This is a genomic window from Pontibacter pamirensis (assembly GCF_010015475.1).
Lineage (GTDB): Bacteria > Bacteroidota > Bacteroidia > Cytophagales > Hymenobacteraceae > Pontibacter > Pontibacter pamirensis.
In genome coordinates this window covers 1-16,721 of sequence record NZ_SSNI01000014.1, presented here as the reverse complement: position 1 = coordinate 16,721, position 16,721 = coordinate 1, and the positions used below count along the sequence as shown (strand labels likewise).

Here is a 16,721-nt window from a genome sequence, read left to right as displayed (position 1 = left end):
AGATTATATTTTTAACGAATTCTTTACTAATTCCAATGCTTTGGCTGGTATTGCCTGTAAACCAGCGGTTTCTTTACCACCTGCTGTGGCATAAAATGGTTGACCACCGCCGCCGCCTTTTATTTCTTTGGCCAAATCACGTACCAACTGGCTGGCGTTCAGGCTCTTTTCTGACACCAGGTTATCAGACAGCATCACTGCAATCTGTGGTTTGCCGTCAATTTCAGCAGCCAGTACCAGCACCAGGTTATCAACTACTTGTCGCATATCAAAAGCAAGCTTTTTCATGTAATCGGCGTTACTGACCTCCACCTGCGCTGCTACAAAATTCAAGCCATCCAGCTGTTGTGCCTGTTGCACCAGGCTGTCTTTCAGGCTGCCTAACTGCTTCAGCTCAAACTGCTCCAGTTGTTTCTGCAACACTTTATAATCCTCCTGTAGCTTTTGCACGGCTCCTGAAAGATTACTTTGTGTTCCCACCACTTCCCGCACCGCGTGCAGTTCGTTCAGTTGCTGCTGCACATAATCTTCTGCCATCGTAGCGGTTACAGCCTCTATACGACGAACACCTGCTGCTACAGAACTTTCAGACACAATTTTAAAATAGCCAATCTGGCCGGTATTGTACACGTGCGTGCCGCCGCATAACTCTACAGAATGCTCCCGGTCGAAAGCGATAACACGAACAAACTCTCCATACTTCTCACCAAACAATGCCATGGCTCCCATGCCTTTTGCATCGGCGATAGGCGTGTTACGTTGCTCTTCCAGCGGAATACTCTGGCGGATACGCTCGTTCACGATATGCTCAACTTCACGCATCTGGGCTTCCTCTACTTTAGCGAAGTGTGAGAAGTCGAAGCGTAAAAGCTTTTCACTGACAAGAGAGCCGCGCTGCTGTACATGGTCACCTAATACTTTTCTCAAAGCAGCATGCAGTAAATGCGTAGCAGAGTGGCTTTTACGTATAAAGTTACGCCTTTCTGCATTCACCTGACTTCTGAACTCCGCCTCCACATGCTGCGGTAGCTTTCCCGTAATGTGCAGTATCAGGTCGTTTTCCTTCTTTGTGTCCAGCACTTCAATCTGCTCTGTGTCAGATATAAGAAATCCGGTGTCACCTATCTGTCCACCGCTTTCAGCATAGAATGGTGTCTGGTCCAGCACAATATGGTACTCGCTCTTGTTCTTGGTTTTCACCTGGCGGTAACGCAAAATATGAGATGCTGCCTCATCCTGATCATAACCTACAAATTCAGTGGATACATCCGGTTGCAGCACTACCCAGTCACTCTGCTCAGTGGCAGAAGCGTTGCGGGAACGGTTTTTCTGCTGCTCCATCTCCGCAGTGAAGCCTGCTTCGTCTACATTCAGCCCTTTCTCACGGGCAATAAGGGCAGTCAGGTCCAGCGGGAACCCGAAGGTATCGTATAGTTCAAAGGCAGTTTTGCCGTCGATGGTATTGTTATTTTCTTTGAATCTTTCCTCCAGTGCATCCAGGCGTTTCAGACCATTGTCGAGGGTGCGCAGGAAAGCGTTTTCCTCCTCCTCTATCACACGCTGTACAAAGCTTAACTGCTGCTTCAGTTCAGGGAACACATGCGTCATCTGGTCAGCCAGCACCTCCGCCAGTTTATACAGGAACGGTTTCTTGAAGTCCAGGAAGGTAAAGCCGTAGCGTACAGCCCGACGCAGAATGCGGCGAATCACGTATCCCGCTTTATTGTTAGAAGGTAATTGTCCGTCTGTGATGGCAAAAGCAATGGCCCGGATGTGGTCGGCCAACACGCGAATGGCAATATCCTTTTTCTCATTCTCGCCATACTTCACGCCAGCTTCCCCGGCAATGAACTGAATCAACGGCTGGAAAACGTCAGTATCATAGTTTGAGCGTTTCTGTTGAATGGCCATGCACAAACGCTCAAAGCCCATACCTGTATCTACGTGCTGGGCAGGCAGTTTTACTAGTGAACCATCAGCCAGGCGGTTGAACTCCATGAATACGTTATTCCAGATTTCCACTACCTGCGGGTGGTCGTTATTAACGAGGTCTTTACCCGGCACCTGGGCAATTTCTTCTTCAGAGCGCAGGTCGATGTGGATTTCAGAGCAGGGGCCGCAGGGACCAGTATCACCCATTTCCCAGAAATTGTCTTTCTTGGAGCCGAACAAGATGCGATCCTCAGAAATCATCGATTTCCAGATGTCGTAAGCATCCTGGTCTTTCTCCAGGTTGTCTTTCTCATCGCCCTGGAAAACAGAAACGTACAGCCGGTCTTTTGGCAGCTGGTATACTTCTGTTAAGAGTTCCCATGCCCAATGCAGCGCTTCCTTTTTAAAGTAATCGCCGAAAGACCAGTTCCCCAGCATCTCAAACATGGTGTGGTGGTAGGTGTCGTAACCAACTTCCTCCAGGTCGTTGTGCTTGCCACTCACGCGAAGGCATTTCTGAGTATCTGCGATTCGCTTATAAGGTGCAGGTTTGTTCCCCAGGAAATAATCTTTAAAAGGAGCCATACCGGAATTGATGAACATCAATGTCGGGTCGTCTTTTACCACAAGGGGCGCAGATGGCACCACCTGGTGTTGTTTGGAAGCAAAGAAGTCAAAAAACTTCTGTCTTATCTCAGCTGAATTCATGTATGAGTATTAAGCCTTTAGATACAAAGTGCTGTACTTGTTGTTTAATAACAAAAAATAACGAATTTTTGCCTTACAAAATCCCCCTGATGGACGATGTATGAAAAGCTCATTAGAGGCAAAAGTAGCATTATTTAGCCGTAATCAGTAGCATCAGCGCGGAAATTAGTTCTGGGACCGCCTTAAATATAGAAGAAAAGCAATGCCTTATAAAGAAAAAGAAATCGAGAAACAGTACTATAGTATAGGTGAAGTAGCAGCGCAGTTTGACGTGGCCCCTTCCCTTATCCGTTTCTGGGAAACAGAGTTTGAGCAGCTGAAGCCTAAAAAGAATAAAAAAGGCAACCGCCAATACACGCCCAAAGACATCGAGAACCTGCGCACCGTGTATCACCTCGTGAAAGAGCGGGGCTATACCATACAGGGTGCCAAGGAGATGATGAAGAACAAATCGGTGCAGACAAAAGATAAGATTGAAATCATTGAATCGCTAGAGAAAGTGAAAGCTTTTCTGCAGGGCATCAAGAATCAGTTGAACACAAAAGCATAATCCCCTCGTACGATGCCTGTAATGGTGGATGAGCAGAACATTTACGAAATAGCCTTAACGAAACTTCCCAACGTCGGATCGCAACTGACACGGTTGCTTGTCAGCTATTGCGGTTCTCCAAAAGCAGTTTTCGAGGCCACTACAGGCAAACTGCTTAAGATTCCGGGTGTCGGGAGCAGCAGGGCTAAAGGCATTTTAAATGGCGCAAAAGGAGCCTTATTAGAGGCGGAACAAATTCTAAAGCAGGCGCAGGAGATGGAAGTTCAGCCGCTCTTTTATACCTCTGCAAAATACCCTGATCGCCTGAAGCAAATCGCTGATGCGCCGGTGCTGCTATACTATCGCGGCAACGCCAACCTGAACCAGAAGCGCATCATCAGCATTGTAGGCACCCGACAGGTTACTTCCTACGGGCAAACGGTTACAGAGCGCATCATAGATGAACTGAAGCAGTTTAACGTGATGGTGGTAAGCGGTTTGGCCTATGGCATTGATATTATCGCGCACAGGGCTGCTCTGCAAGCAGGAATACCTACCATTGGTGTGATGGCGAGCGGCTTAGACATTGTGTATCCGTCAGCACACCGCAAGTATGCGGAGCGCATGCTGACTCAAGGCGGATTACTGACCGAAAATGTATTCGGTACAAAACCTGATGCGCCACGTTTCCCTGCCCGCAACCGCATTATAGCCGGAATGTCTGACTGTACCATTGTGATAGAGGCAGCACTAAAAAGCGGAACCCTTATTACAGCCGACATTGCCCACAGCTACGACAAAGAAGTACTCGCTGTGCCCGGCAATATTACCTCTCCTGTTTCAGAGGGGACTAACCACCTTATAAAGTCTCACAAAGCAGCTGCTTATACCACGGCACAAGACCTGGTAGAACTGCTGAACTGGGACTTACAGGATGCCGCTGCCGCCAAAGCAAAAGCCGCTACTCCTTCTTTCGATGCTTCGGAGTTTAATCCCGATGAGCTGAAAGTGTTGCAGGTGCTGCAGCAAACGCGGGAGGAACAGATGGATAACCTGAGTTGGAAGGCCCAGGTACCGGTAAGCCTGCTGGCTTCTGTGCTGTTAAACCTGGAGTTCAGAGGAATTGTGAGGGCCTTACCTGGTAAGCGTTTTAAGCTGCTGACATAGCGATTTTGAAGTTAATAGCATCAGCTAGCTGCTTAATCCAGCGTGTGCTTCCGGTCTGCAATCACCTTATTAAATTCCCATTCTACCCGCGCTTTAAACGGGTGCCGCCGCACTTCGCAACTATCTAATTTTGTGCAGATAGAACAGGAAGATTCTATACAGGGGTCTGTATGAATGAAAAGCTCAATGCTGGGGTCAATTTTTTCGCGCACCACTTTTCCTACTGCCTCTACTTCGTCATGTGCTTCCAATACGTTCAGGTACCAGGGCACAGTTAAATGGCAGTCGATGTGCAGGGTGGCGCCATACTTAATGACACGTAGGTTATGAATATCAATCCAGTTCTCACGACGGTTCTCATTAAGTGCCTGCACGATGTCCTTCAGTAGTTCATAGTCTGCTTCATCCATGATACCCGCTACAGAGCTTCGCAGTATGCGATAACCGGTTACGCAGATTATCAAGCCAAACAAGATTGCCACCACGCTGTCGATCCAGAACTGCCCGGTAAAGTAAATCAGCACAAGACCCAGCAGGATACCTGCGGTAGAATATGCATCTGACATTAGGTGCTTTCCTCCCGCTGTCAGCACCATAGACTTAGCATGCTTCCCTCTGCGAGTAGTGATATAGCCCACAATAAAGTTAATAACACCTGATACAGCAATCAGGAGAATACCTATATCCAGTTGTTGCAGCGGAACGGGCTCAACGAGGTTGTAAATCGATTTGATGATGATTATACCCCCGGCCACTAAAATCAGAGAGCCTTCGAGTGTAGCCGCAATGAATTCTATTTTGCCATGCCCGTAAGGGTGGTTCTCGTCACGAGGTAGCGCAGACAGAATGAGACTGTAAAGCGAAAAGCCTCCTGCTATTACATTAATAATTGACTCCAGTGCATCCGTCAGAATCGCATTGGAATTTGTCAGGAAGAAAGCTACAAATTTAGCCAGCAACAGGAGCACACCTACTGCCACTACAAGTATCTGCAACCTTACATTTTCACTTTTGTTTCTTAATTTCCTGAACACTTGCCGCTTACTATTGAATATTAATCTGATACGCGTAAACAACACCAGCAGGCATTATTTAGGGGGGCACAAAGGTAAGAGAATAGCCTGTTAATGTCTAACCACAGCAGTGGAACAATCAAATCAATAATCAAACTCACTGTCTCTATATTTGTTATGACCTAATTAGTTCTCATCAGGACTAGGCAGTTTTAGAATACAGCATTTGTAGCGGAACGGCAAAGTATCTCTGTTACAAAACAAAAGCGATAGGTTTAGCCCATCGCTTTTGTTTTGTAGAAGTGTTATATTTTCAAACCAGTGTGTCACTCAGATCAAGCCAGTTTGGATTCATGGATTCTACCAATCGTAATGTGAAGTCATCTCCACCATTCTTTATTTCCTGCTCCCGATTGATCGCTATTTCTTCTCTCTCATAGTGCTCATAGTAAATCAGTTTGGGCTGCTTTTCGGTTACGGCGGCATCTACGGCATCACCCTGATTTACCTGCTTTATGTGCTGTTGCAGGTCTCCGACTATTCCAATACGTAAACTGCGTGACTGGTCGCCAAGAATGTAAACAAAATAATGTGGTTGTGGTGCTTGCATAAGTATTCGCTTCTTCGGTTGTATACGGAGAATAAGTGACTGCGTTCAGTGGCCAAACCCCCTCCTCCTGACTCAACGCAGAGAGCCCTAACCTTATTGCCGGAAAGAGAATACACTGAATCAATGAGGTGTTTTTTGTTGAATAAATATCAGTTGCAGCATAGTTTTATTGCCTGCTTTACTGCGCTCATCCCTTTGGCGAAAGGTATCTTGTGTTAGTGTGGGAGGGTCATAAAGCATCTTTCCAACACAGTTATAGGTATAAAGATGGCAAGCGCAAAATACTTTTTAAAGACACGAGACAAACAGATTCTGCCAACAAATTTTAAAGCGCAAAATATGGCTATCAACCCAAAGCTAATGAAGATCCTGGACAAGACACACGCACCGCAGGAGCGGTATGACCAGAAACTGCTGGGGAAGGACATTACCTATATCACAAATGAGCACGGTGAACCAGTCACTTTATTTATTGGCAACCGCCGGGAGGATGGCAGTATAGCAGGAGAACGCTACGTGCGACGCATTGTAAGGAAGCCGGACAGCCTGGAGATTCAGAAAAGCCACTGGGAAAATAAAGGGAAAGTGAGCCGCAGCTAAAATTTTCAGCTATAGCTCATCCAGATCATAGTCTTTGCCTTTGCCATACTTTACCAGTTCGTTGAGCATATACGTATCTAAGGTGGTAAGATCCTTCACTTTATAAACCCCATCCTCCGGCATCTCTATAACCTGAAACTCAAATTCCTCTCCGTAGTTCTTTAAACGGTACTTTTTGCCTTTCCGGAGGTTGTCTATTGATATCGCCATCGCTGCTGCCCTTTTGTTGTTCTTGAAAATACTGTTTCCTGCAAATATACGTTTCGCTTACGTTTAACCCTGCTCTAGTACATTACTTTATAAAGTTGCTATACAAAGCAGGTAAACTGTGGCGGGAAAAGTATCTTTGCCTGAAAATTATATAAAGTGCTGGAGATTATTTACGAAGATGCGCAGTATGTAGCCGTCAATAAGCCCAATGGTTTATTGGTGCACCGGACGCGTATTGCCGAAGAAAAGAAGGAGTTTGCCCTGCAATTGCTCCGCGACCAGTTAGGCTACCATCTATTCCCTGTTCACCGTCTTGACAGGGGCACCTCCGGTGTACTCTTGTTCGCCAAATCTGCAGGAGCAGCCACTCCTATTGTGAAAGCCTTTGAGGAACGACAGCCGGATAAAACTTACTTTGCCATTGTGCGCGGCTACGCTCCAGAGGCAGGCACAATAGACAGCCCCATTCGCCCGGACAAGGACCATCAGCATAAAGCGGCACAGGATGCTGTAACACATTACACTCGCCTTGCCACAACTGAATTGCCCACACCCGTGGGGCCTTACAGTACCTCCCGCTATAGTTTGGTTAAAATAAAACCTGAAACAGGCAGAATGCATCAGATAAGAAAGCATTTCGCCCACATCAGGCATTATATAATCGGCGACAAGCGCCACGGCGACTGGCGCCACAACCGGATGTTTGTGGAAGAGTTGAACAGCCCTTTTCTCCTGCTGCATGCCGCTAAATTGCGCTTCATGCATCCATATACGGGGGAACCAGTGGAAGTAAGTGCGGCTTTACCGGACAACATGCTGCACTTGTGCCTGCAGTTTAACTGGGGTGCAGCACTGGCGGCACAGGAGGCTTTGCCACAGCCTGTTCCGCTTATTAAGAGTAGTTAAGCACCCGCTTTACTATTTCAACCTGCATGCGTGCCACAACATCCTTATGAGAGTCTGAGTTGATGACCATAAGCAGGTACGCCATTGGCGAAAGGCGCCAATCCTGCACTACTTCTCCGTTCTGAGAGCGGTAAACGACCTTGAAATTTTCGCGTAGCGGCAGGTGCATGGTGTGGCAGACTTCTGTGGCGCGTCGCACAGCCTGCCCCAACTCTTCAATGTTGTCACAACAACGTTTCTCCAGCAAGTCTGATGCATAGTAGGTAAGCTGTTGCTCAGCAAGGCTATCTAAAAATTCCTCTAGAGGGCTGTAGGTTTGGGTTTGTTCGAAAGTAACTAACATGGCAAAATACCTCAAGCATAGGTGGACTACATCTACTATTACACTGCTTTTGCCTGCCTTATATCCCGTAGCTTCTCAAGCAGTTGACGCTCTTCGGCAGACAAGTCTGTAGGCAGGTTTACTTCTATTTTTACGTAAAGATCTCCAAACTGGTCAGCTTTACCGTAAACAGGCATTCCTTTTCCGCGGAGGCGTAATGTTTTGCCTGCCTGTGTTCCTTTGGGTATTGTCAGTTTCAGTTGTCCACTCATGGTATTTACCTGCGCCTGCCCTCCTAATATAGCCGTAAACATGTCGAGCTGCAACGTTGTGTAAAGGTCGTCGCCGCGGCGCTCAAACCGTGGGTCAGGGTGCACTCTGATGTCGATGTACAAATCGCCGGGTGCGCCACCTCCCGCCGCCGGACCGCCTTTACCATTAATACGTAGTTGCTGGCCGTGCGCCACCCCCGGTTTAGTTGTAATGCGAAGCTGTTGATTATTCAGGTTGATGAGCCTGGAGGTGCCCGTGTAAGCCTCGGTTAACGACAGTTCTAAATCCGCCTTATAATCCTGGCCTTTGCGTGTTCTGGTTCTGCCGCCTGCTGCCTGGCCAAAGCCGGCACCTCCACCTCCACTAAAAAACTGTTGAAAGAAATCAGAGAAGCCGCCTCCGCCCCCGCCGCCAAACATATCACTGTAATCTGCTTCGTTGAAACCACCTGGCTGACCGTAATACTGCCCGCCGCCTGCGCCTGCGTTCTGGAACTGCCGCCAATTAGCGCCTAGCTGGTCATACTGCTTTCGCTTAGCTTCTTCGCCGAGTACTTCATACGCTTCACTAATATCTTTGAACTTGTCTTCTGCGGCTTTGTCGCCTTTGTTTTTATCAGGGTGATACTTCTTGGCCAATGCGCGGTACGCTTTTTTAATATCGGCCTGTGAAGCAGATTTTTCTACCCCAAGTATGGTATAGTAGTCTTTATATTCCATTTGGTAGATACATTAAAAAACCAGTTAAAACTTAGCTGCCTTTTACTCCTGTAACGATATCACATTATTGTGGTTAAATCAAATTTGTCTAAAAAAGACAGGAGCACCGCTACTAACGGTGCTCCTGTTTGATAGATTTTATTTGATGTGGATTAAATCGTGTCGGTTACCACTAAAAGAGCATATATAATTCCAGGTAAGAAGAAAAGCAAGGTTAGGATGATGCTTATCCAGAAGCTGGTGCCAATGCCATCGTGCAGGAACACAGCCAGTGGAGGTAATAGGATAGCCAGAATTATTTCTATAATGTTGGCTCCTCCACCACCCTGGCGGTAAGCCTCTCTCACTTCTTTTTTCAGCTCTTTCTTTTCTGCTTTGGTCATATTGGCAATACGCTCCCTGGCCATAGCTAGCGCTTCTGCCTCTGTTACGGTTACCTCTCTCTTGTCAAGCGTTACACTCTCATCTACAACAGGCGTTTTTACGACTTCAGCAGTTTTATTTTTCTTTAAAGCTGGTGCTGTTACGGCGGCACTTGCCTCCATATCAGGTGCTGTTTCAGAAGATTTAGCTTTTTCGTTTGCAGCAGCGAGTTCTGTTTCAGCCATGGTTGGTTCCACTTCTACAGGCTCTGCAACAGGGATTGGTTTCTCTTTTATCTTGTTATAGGCTTCGGGCTTTTGAGCCGAAAATTTGTAGTATTCAGCTGAACTACACGAAAAAAGGAATTGACCTGCGAGCAGAACTACAACCAGATGTAGTAGACTTTTAATTTTCATAGTTTTAAGGATTTATGGTGAAAAACACTTTTTGTAAAAACCTTTTCAGCCTGCTACACGATTCCTCTACCTCACAAAAGTTTCATATACTTCTGTACATTACTTCATATTCTCCATTTTTGTTATCAGATTTGCTGTTTTTCAATTATTGAGTAGAAGTTATCTCTCTGTTTCCGGCAACTGAAAGAGAGTTTGCACCCGCTCCATACCCTCTTTGACTACATTTATTAACTCTTTCCATTGCAGTGCCTCTTCCAGCGGATATTTCTGATTGACCTCCAGTTCAACGCCTAAGTACTGCTGCGCCGTAAATTTGCGCCGAAGGTATGTCGGAAAACCATCGGAAATTCCAAGATAAGGATAGTTAAAACGCACTTGAAAACTTGGGTGCAGCTGTTGCAGCTGCTTTTTAAAGTGGCGGCAGAAGCTTTTCTCCGAGCTGCGTTTAGGGTCATAGAGGAGACCTATATCCGCCTGCCGCACTAGGCCCTCCAGCACCGGCGTGAAGGTGTGGACTGAAATATGCAGAACTTGCCTGCCTGTTTTGATATAGCTTTGTATCTGTTCCTCTACAGCTTCCCGATACGGGTGATAGTACTTCTGCAGCATCTGCTGTTTTTCTGGTTCCGCTAAGTTCTTTGTAATACCTGAGAAAAGAGATTCGGAGTGTAGCGAACGGTTTAATTCAACGAGTAGCCGTGTGGTATCCGCAAAAAAGGCTGCATGGGCTACCCCTTTGAGTTCATCAAATAATTCCTTTGATCCGATGTCGTAGCCCCGGTGCGAGGAAAGTAGTTCCTGCTGCCCCTCAAATAGATGGGCATAAGCAGCGGGTACCTTGTTTCCGCCATGCTCGCAGGTTATCACGAGCTTTAACATGGTTCATCCGGAGTAAACACACCTCCTTCCTGAAGACATACTGCCAACTGATGGTATACTTCTCTTATTCTTTCTTCTGAAGGGTTTTCGCCGGTAGCTTCAAGAATCCTGCCGGACAAACTTCCCCTAGAAACGATAATGTTAAGCGCATGCGCTACTTCCGGTTCATCGTCAAGTACCACAAGATGCTGTACCAGGTGCTGCCAGAGTTCACCTGCTGTGCAGCTTTCGCTGCTGTCTGACCCGAAGAGGCGCACGTAATCCTGATTGGTGATAACTGCCTTCGGTCCTTTTTGGATTACCTCCAGCAGTATAGCTGCCAATTCATTCTCATCCCAGGCTTTTAAATCCTCAAGAGGCACCCATCTTTCAGCCACCAATGCCTGCAGTACTGTCACAATAGCATGTAGCACTGCAATATCCGCCAACGGACTTTCCTGTATGTCGATAATGCGGATTTCAATCGCATTCCGTACGAAGCGGGCTATGGCACCACGGGAGTTTAGGAACTCCTCCTGTAATATTCCCTCCGGGTCATAAGGTGATATGTCTTTGTAGATTTTTTGCAGAATTTGCTCTTCATACTCTTTCTTCGAAAAGACAGCTTCAGGCACTATTTTTCCCGCTATAGCTGGAATCTTGTTCTGGTTATGGCGGTATACCTCCAGACGTGTATCCTGCAGGCCGCTTACTTGACCATCCAAAATAGGAGAAGAAGCACTCAGGGCGGGGATGATCGGCAGCAGAACCCGTATAGCTGCATGTAGTTTCGCAAACTCCGCATCGTTGGCAAATGGCAGGTTCAGGTGTGTACTCTGCAGGTTGGACCAGCCATGGCCCTGGCAACCGAAAATGCGATCATAAGCTTCATACACAGCATTATGCTCGTGCGGCCACAATTTGGTGTCTCTTTCTGGGTTCATGAGCGGGTGCGCTCCTGTGGGCAGCAGCATGGCGTTGTGTTTCTCCAGCATCCCGTTAATTTTCTGAACATGTTCCTGGAAATTCACCTGTAAGCCCAATATGCTTTTGGCCGGCTCCTGCGTTTTCAGCTCTACCACATGCAGCACCAGTTCATTGCTCCAGGCTATATCACCGAACTCCACATCAGAAAGATAGTCCCCCACTTCTTCATAAATCAGCTTATCTAAAATTGGAAGCACCTGCAGGCTATCGCGCTGCACAATCATATACTCTAACTCTACACCGAAGCCTTCAAAGAGGTGTAGGGGTTCTTTGACACTATTCATAATTCCGGCTGTTTTTGTGGGTGTCAATGCGTTTTTTAATGGATTTGATGATCGAAGCATATAGCTCTTTTTTCAGGATTCTGTCTTCCACACCTGCATCAATACTTGGGTTGTCATTCACTTCAATCACATAGGCTTTCCCATTGATCTCTTTCACATCTACCCCATACAAGCCGTTGCCGATTAAGTTTGCCGCTTTCAGGGCGGTGTGCAGCACATGAAAAGGCACCTTTTCAAACGGCACTACTTCGCCATCCCCCTCCTCATCCTGTTTTTTCTTGCCGTTCCAGTTATAGATCTGCCAGTGCCCTTTGGCCATAAAGTATTTGCAGGCATACAGCGGCTGCTTGTCCAGCACACCAATGCGCCAGTCAAAATCTGTTGGTTTATATTCCTGACCGATAATTAGCTCAGAGTCTGCCAGCATTTTATCCAGTTCCTCCTTCAAACTCTCTTGATCTTTCGCCTTCACCACACCCTGTGAGAAAGAACTATCAGGCTTTTTGAGAACACAGGGTAATCCCAATGCTGCCTCTACCTGTGTCCGGTTGTCTTTGTGGATGATCATGGTCTTAGGCACCAACACCTTCGCTTTCGTTAGTAACTCGGCAAGGTATACCTTGTTTGTGCAGCGCAGTATAGAAACCGGATCATCTATTACCACAAGACCATCTGCGTGCGCTTTACGGGCAAAGCGGTACGTATGGTGATTGACAGCCGTAGTTTCCCGAATGAAGAGTGCATCAAATTCTGCCAGTCTTCGGTAGTCATCTTTGGTGATAAGTTCTGTATAAAATCCCTGGCTCTCCGCCGCTTCTACAAAGTACTGTATGGCTTTTTCGTTGGAGGGCGGTGCTTTTTCATGTGGGTCTATTAGGATGGCCAAATCATAAATTTTACGGGAAACACGGACACTGGAAAAACGGTGTCTTGCAAAATATGTCTTGGCAAAGCGTTTCAAATCATTTCTATGATTTTCCGGTACTTCATTGACAGGTATTGGAGAAATGCTCTGCAGCACCCACTCCTCTTTATAAACGAATTGGGCTCGCAATAAGGGTGCTTTGAATAGGTCGTGGAGCTGTTTACACAGCTTCTCATATTTCATGGCGACATTGTGCCCGAAGTAAATGCTGAGGGTAAAGTTTTGGGACCGCAGCCCCGCCAGGCTTTTTTGGATTAGATCGTTTAGCTCAACTGTAATCGCCCTGACGATGGTCGGGCTCTTCAGGTCCTGCATGGTTGTGACGCTTGGAATGGCTTTATGCCCCCTTGCCTCCGCCAGTAACGAGACGTAGTAACCTGCGCTCTGATACCGGTAGGAACGACTGAGGTTAAATATCCTGGCGTTTTTAATATCGGTATAAGCAGCGTCCGTCAGGTAGGTCTGCGTATCCACTACTTCGGTGTCTTCTGTCGCCTCATCCCAATCCTTGGGGTAATCAACAACAACTATTTTTCGCATGTTTTATTCTTGCTCGGTAACTTGAGTGGCAGGTTGTATCGCTAAGATATTGGCATCGAAGGTGACCATGCCCAACATGATGGAATTTATCAGGTGCGAGGCCTTCACTTCGTAGTAGTTGTCTCCGAAATACGGATTTTCGCGGTAAGGATCTGCTACCACAATGCATTTCGGATCATTGGCAAAGCCACAGAGCACCACAAAGTGCCCCATCGGAAAGCCATGCACGTCATGATAAATAGATTTCCCCAGTTCGTCCTCCATTTCCCGGGCGCTCTGGTATAAGTAGGTTGCACTTAGCCCCGTCAGTAGTGGTATTCCCTGGTCAAAGTATTCCCGGAGCATGGTCTTGGTGAGGTCGCGGCAGCGTAGTTCTCCTCCTAAACGAAGGAACTCGATGTAAGCGAGTGAAGCCCTGTGAAGTTTGCTTCCTTTCTTTACCTGCATCTGCTTCTCTAGCTTCATGATGATTTCTTCATTGCTCAGCGTGAACCAGGTTGGATCGAAAATGTGCAGGTTATACGTATAAATGCGGGCACTGTATCCCCGCTTCAGCGCATGGCAGGCAAGTAAAACTTCCAAGGTCCCCCCCTCATCTAGGTAAGGAACCTCTTTTATTACCTCACTTAGCGAAATAGCATCTTTAAAATAACGGTAGACAGCATGCAGGCTCGTTGGCCCACAGGTAGAATCATCTGGCTGCGTATGGATCTTGATAGGAATCACAGTAATGATTTACATTATATAAACGTTAAAATCTGACTGTTATACGCGTTAAACAAGAATTGAAATTTTATTTTTCCAAGATTTAAAATAGCACTTTCTAAAGCTAAACAAGTAGAGTCATGGGCAGTAGCATAACATCTTTATTATGCTTATATTTAATATAAGTTAACCGATAAGATTATGAACTGGACATACAGGATTCGGGAGCAGAATAAAGTAGCCCTGGCCTTAGGAGCTGTTTTTATTATCATTGTGCTGGCTAACTGGTGGGTAAGCTATAGCATGAAAGAAGTTAGTAACCAGTTTAAATCAGTTTACCAAGACAGGCTGGTACCAGCACTTGACATAGCGGCTATGCAGGAACGGTATTACCAAAACCTCATGCTCCTGGAGGAGCACATGCAGGCACAGTCAAAGGAACAGGAGCTGCACCTGCAGGCAAAATTCAATCAGAATATAAAAGAAGTAGACTCGCTTCTGGCTAAGTATGAAACTACTCTCCTGACACAAAAGGAGGCCGAGGACCTGCAAGAGTTTAAAGCTGCGCTGCGGCAGCTCACAGAATTACAGCATGCAGCCATGAACCTGAGCCAAACCAGCGATAAAGCGGCGGCTTCCAGCATGTATACGACAGAGGTGGTACCAGCCTTCAACCAGATGCTCCTGCCTCTACATGCACTCAGCAAGTTGCAGCAGGAAGTAGGGCACGAACTATATGCCTCTGCAGAGAAGCAGCTGAGCTCTCTTAAAACACTTTCTTACCTCGTGATAGCGCTTGCAGTTATACTTGCATTACTGGTAGGAGCCCTACTGCAGACCTCCCGCAGCATGAAGCACATCAAACCTCAGAAGTTTCATCTTAACTAAGAGCATGTTTCAACTTTATTCTTTTAGCTGCAAATGCGCGCTTTCAGAACCTGACTTCAGCTATTTTTCGCGCAATAGCGCTGCTATTACACTCAAAATGAGCTTTGTCAGAACCTAAAGTCACGCATTTTCGCTGTCAAAAAATAATATTCAAATAAGCTCTAAGCCAGCAAATCGGCATATGCTTTTTCAACCCGTTTAAAATTAAACTGAGTTATTGCATGTTGCATTTGATTTGCTATTTCTTTGTTGCAAAGATTGCCGATGCTGCCTTCATGGGTGTGGGTTACGGTAGCTGTTGGGGAGAAAGTACCGGCTTCAATATCGGCTCCAACTTTTTTGTAAGCATCCCGGAAAGGCATTCCTTCCAGCACCAGCGCATTCACGGCATCCACGCTAAACAGGTACTGATACTTCTCGTCCTGTAGTATATTTTCCTTCACCTGTACCTGCTTCATCATAAAGGCCATCATTTGCAGGCAACGCTGCAGCTCCTCAAAAGCCGGAAAAAGATTCTCCTTCAGCAGCTGTAGGTCGCGGTGGTAACCGGATGGCAGGTTAATGAGCAGCATAGAAATTTCCGTTGGCAGAGCCTGTAGCTTATTGCACTTTCCGCGCAGTAGCTCAAACACATCCGGGTTCTTTTTATGCGGCATGATGCTGGAGCCGGTGGTGAGGCTGTCAGGCAGCGTGATGAAGCCGAAATTCTGGTTCATGTACAGGCACAGGTCCATGGCCATTTTAGCAAGCGTAGCTGCCACGGAGGCCAGCGCTGTCGCCACTACCCTCTCAGATTTACCACGGCCCATCTGCGCATACACCACGTTATAGTTCATACTCTCAAAACCCAATAATTCTGTCGTCATCTGGCGGTTGAGAGGAAAAGAAGAACCATAACCAGCGGCAGAACCCAAAGGATTTTTGTCGGCTATTTTGTAGGCAGCCTGCAGCAGGTACATATCATCCACCAGGCTTTCGGCGTAAGCACCGAACCACAATCCAAAGGAAGAAGGCATGGCAATTTGCAGGTGAGTGTATCCGGGCAGCAGCACATCTTTATACCTTTCGCTTTGTTCCTGCAGTAAGTCGAACAAATCCTTTGTTTCATCTACCACGGCCTGTAGCTGATGGCGGAAAAACAGTTTAAGGTCCAGCAGCACCTGGTCGTTTCGGGAGCGGCCACTGTGGATCTTTTTACCGGCCTCCCCGACACGGCGCGTCAGCTCCAGTTCTACCTGCGAATGGATGTCTTCGACACCAGGTTCTATGGCAAAATTACCTGCTTCAATGTCTTTATAAATTTTTTTTAGCTCTGCCTGCAGCACATTTAGCTCTTCGGCTGTCAGCAAGCCTATGCTTTGCAGCATACGCGTGTGCGCCAGCGAACCCAGCACATCAAAAGGAGCCAGCTGCATGTCCAGCTCAGCGTCTTTGCCGACTGTAAATTTCTCTATTTCCTTTTCTGTGCCTGTATTCTTTTGCCAAAGTTTCATGTGGTGTATTTGAATATGGGTTGATGAGTTAATATACTTATATCACTTTTATCGCCGATGCTGCGTGTTCTCACCAACAGCTTATTGGCAGATAATATTAGAATGTATGATGATATGGGGCAGCAACTGTGCTTGCTGGTGAAAACACCATAGCCGTCAGGCTAAGGGTAAAGTATATCATTTGGCGATGGTTTTAGTAGCCCGTTTTTGTCTCTTCTTTTTTCTTTCCTGCCTATCCTGATTACCCTTCTGAGCACTTTCCAAAACCACTCT

17 protein-coding genes are annotated in these 16,721 nt (G+C 46.7%); 5 read left to right on the top strand and 12 right to left on the bottom strand.

The window, feature by feature from the left end; all coding sequences use genetic code 11:
* Positions 1 to 3 precede the first annotated feature (3 nt).
* Positions 4 to 2,640: an alanine--tRNA ligase gene (alaS, locus tag E1919_RS13045; RefSeq protein ID WP_162053846.1), complete on the bottom strand. Its 2,637-nt coding sequence runs from the start codon at positions 2,638 to 2,640 to the stop codon at positions 4 to 6.
* Positions 2,641 to 2,842: 202 nt separating this feature from the next.
* Here alaS and E1919_RS13040 point away from each other — a divergent pair, with 202 nt between their 5' ends.
* Together E1919_RS13040 and dprA are read left to right on the top strand one after the other, a co-directional pair.
* Positions 2,843 to 3,190, top strand: coding sequence for a MerR family transcriptional regulator (locus E1919_RS13040; RefSeq protein WP_115565859.1), 348 nt, complete (start codon positions 2,843 to 2,845; stop codon positions 3,188 to 3,190).
* 12 nt (positions 3,191 to 3,202) lie between these two features.
* Entirely contained in the window at positions 3,203 to 4,336 is a 1,134-nt protein-coding gene (gene dprA / locus E1919_RS13035) for a DNA-processing protein DprA (protein WP_237144333.1), read from the top strand.
* A 32-nt stretch (positions 4,337 to 4,368) separates the two neighbouring features.
* Here the strand turns inward: dprA and E1919_RS13030 are convergent, their stop codons facing one another.
* Positions 4,369 to 5,331 carry a cation diffusion facilitator family transporter gene (locus E1919_RS13030; protein WP_237144331.1) on the bottom strand — a complete coding sequence of 321 codons (963 nt, stop codon included), beginning with the start codon at positions 5,329 to 5,331 and terminating at the stop codon, positions 4,369 to 4,371.
* Positions 5,332 to 5,662: 331 nt separating this feature from the next.
* On the bottom strand, positions 5,663 to 5,959 hold the full coding sequence (locus tag E1919_RS13025) for a GIY-YIG nuclease family protein (RefSeq protein ID WP_162053844.1): 297 nt from the start codon (positions 5,957 to 5,959) through the stop codon (positions 5,663 to 5,665).
* 339 nt (positions 5,960 to 6,298) lie between these two features.
* Between E1919_RS13025 and E1919_RS13020 the strand changes: the two genes are divergently transcribed.
* On the top strand, positions 6,299 to 6,559 hold the full coding sequence (locus tag E1919_RS13020) for a hypothetical protein (RefSeq protein ID WP_162053843.1): 261 nt from the start codon (positions 6,299 to 6,301) through the stop codon (positions 6,557 to 6,559).
* Between the two features lie 9 nt (positions 6,560 to 6,568).
* On the opposite strand, the gene E1919_RS13015 is transcribed toward E1919_RS13020, so the two are convergent.
* Positions 6,569 to 6,769 (bottom strand): hypothetical protein, encoded by a 201-nt coding sequence (locus E1919_RS13015; RefSeq protein ID WP_162053842.1) that lies wholly within the window; start codon positions 6,767 to 6,769, stop codon positions 6,569 to 6,571.
* A gap of 156 nt (positions 6,770 to 6,925) precedes the next feature.
* On the opposite strand from E1919_RS13015, the gene E1919_RS13010 reads away from it, so the two are divergent.
* Positions 6,926 to 7,675, top strand: coding sequence for a pseudouridine synthase (locus tag E1919_RS13010; protein ID WP_162053841.1), 750 nt, complete (start codon positions 6,926 to 6,928; stop codon positions 7,673 to 7,675).
* Here the strand turns inward: E1919_RS13010 and E1919_RS13005 are convergent.
* From E1919_RS13005 to E1919_RS12975, 7 genes are all read right to left on the bottom strand, one after another.
* Positions 7,662 to 8,018, bottom strand: a complete 357-nt coding sequence (locus E1919_RS13005) for a hypothetical protein (RefSeq protein ID WP_162053840.1) — start codon at positions 8,016 to 8,018, stop codon at positions 7,662 to 7,664. The genes E1919_RS13010 and E1919_RS13005 overlap by 14 nt on opposite strands.
* A 38-nt stretch (positions 8,019 to 8,056) precedes the next feature.
* Positions 8,057 to 8,989 (bottom strand): DnaJ C-terminal domain-containing protein, encoded by a 933-nt coding sequence (locus E1919_RS13000; RefSeq protein ID WP_162053839.1) that lies wholly within the window; start codon positions 8,987 to 8,989, stop codon positions 8,057 to 8,059.
* A gap of 152 nt (positions 8,990 to 9,141) precedes the next feature.
* Positions 9,142 to 9,768: a YqaE/Pmp3 family membrane protein gene (locus E1919_RS27915; RefSeq protein WP_262888711.1), complete on the bottom strand. Its 627-nt coding sequence runs from the start codon at positions 9,766 to 9,768 to the stop codon at positions 9,142 to 9,144.
* Positions 9,769 to 9,927: 159 nt separating this feature from the next.
* Entirely contained in the window at positions 9,928 to 10,647 is a 720-nt protein-coding gene (locus tag E1919_RS12990) for an N-formylglutamate amidohydrolase (protein ID WP_162053838.1), read from the bottom strand.
* Positions 10,641 to 11,897, bottom strand: coding sequence for a carboxylate-amine ligase (locus E1919_RS12985; protein ID WP_162053837.1), 1,257 nt, complete (start codon positions 11,895 to 11,897; stop codon positions 10,641 to 10,643). Before E1919_RS12985 ends, E1919_RS12990 begins: the two co-directional genes overlap by 7 nt.
* The gene (locus tag E1919_RS12980) at positions 11,890 to 13,362 is read right to left on the bottom strand and encodes a RimK family protein (RefSeq protein WP_162053836.1); all 1,473 of its coding nucleotides are present in this window, start codon (positions 13,360 to 13,362) and stop codon (positions 11,890 to 11,892) included. The genes E1919_RS12985 and E1919_RS12980 overlap by 8 nt, the downstream gene beginning before the upstream one ends.
* 3 nt (positions 13,363 to 13,365) lie before the next feature.
* Positions 13,366 to 14,088: a peptidase-C39 like family protein gene (locus E1919_RS12975; protein WP_162053835.1), complete on the bottom strand. Its 723-nt coding sequence runs from the start codon at positions 14,086 to 14,088 to the stop codon at positions 13,366 to 13,368.
* 180 nt (positions 14,089 to 14,268) lie between these two features.
* On the opposite strand from E1919_RS12975, the gene E1919_RS12970 reads away from it, so the two are divergent.
* Entirely contained in the window at positions 14,269 to 14,955 is a 687-nt protein-coding gene (locus E1919_RS12970) for an MCP four helix bundle domain-containing protein (RefSeq protein WP_162053834.1), read from the top strand.
* Between the two features lie 161 nt (positions 14,956 to 15,116).
* Here the strand turns inward: E1919_RS12970 and argH are convergent, their stop codons facing one another.
* Positions 15,117 to 16,448, bottom strand: a complete 1,332-nt coding sequence (argH, locus tag E1919_RS12965) for an argininosuccinate lyase (RefSeq protein WP_162053833.1) — start codon at positions 16,446 to 16,448, stop codon at positions 15,117 to 15,119.
* Positions 16,449 to 16,721: the final 273 nt, after the last annotated feature.

Bases quoted from the DNA above. Each gene is read 5' to 3' on its own strand.
- E1919_RS13015 (WP_162053842.1), bottom strand. From the start codon at position 6,769: ATGGCGATATCAATAGACAACCTCCGGAAAGGCAAAAAGTACCGTTTA.
- alaS (WP_162053846.1), bottom strand. From the start codon at position 2,640: ATGAATTCAGCTGAGATAAGACAGAAGTTTTTTGACTTCTTTGCTTCC.
- E1919_RS27915 (WP_262888711.1), bottom strand. From the start codon at position 9,768: ATGAAAATTAAAAGTCTACTACATCTGGTTGTAGTTCTGCTCGCAGGT.
- E1919_RS12985 (WP_162053837.1), bottom strand. From the start codon at position 11,897: ATGAATAGTGTCAAAGAACCCCTACACCTCTTTGAAGGCTTCGGTGTA.
- E1919_RS12980 (WP_162053836.1), bottom strand. From the start codon at position 13,362: ATGCGAAAAATAGTTGTTGTTGATTACCCCAAGGATTGGGATGAGGCG.
- E1919_RS13025 (WP_162053844.1), bottom strand. From the start codon at position 5,959: ATGCAAGCACCACAACCACATTATTTTGTTTACATTCTTGGCGACCAG.
- E1919_RS13005 (WP_162053840.1), bottom strand. From the start codon at position 8,018: ATGTTAGTTACTTTCGAACAAACCCAAACCTACAGCCCTCTAGAGGAA.
- E1919_RS13040 (WP_115565859.1), top strand. From the start codon at position 2,843: ATGCCTTATAAAGAAAAAGAAATCGAGAAACAGTACTATAGTATAGGT.
- E1919_RS13000 (WP_162053839.1), bottom strand. From the start codon at position 8,989: ATGGAATATAAAGACTACTATACCATACTTGGGGTAGAAAAATCTGCT.
- E1919_RS12970 (WP_162053834.1), top strand. From the start codon at position 14,269: ATGAACTGGACATACAGGATTCGGGAGCAGAATAAAGTAGCCCTGGCC.
- argH (WP_162053833.1), bottom strand. From the start codon at position 16,448: ATGAAACTTTGGCAAAAGAATACAGGCACAGAAAAGGAAATAGAGAAA.
- dprA (WP_237144333.1), top strand. From the start codon at position 3,203: ATGCCTGTAATGGTGGATGAGCAGAACATTTACGAAATAGCCTTAACG.
- E1919_RS12990 (WP_162053838.1), bottom strand. From the start codon at position 10,647: ATGTTAAAGCTCGTGATAACCTGCGAGCATGGCGGAAACAAGGTACCC.
- E1919_RS13020 (WP_162053843.1), top strand. From the start codon at position 6,299: ATGGCTATCAACCCAAAGCTAATGAAGATCCTGGACAAGACACACGCA.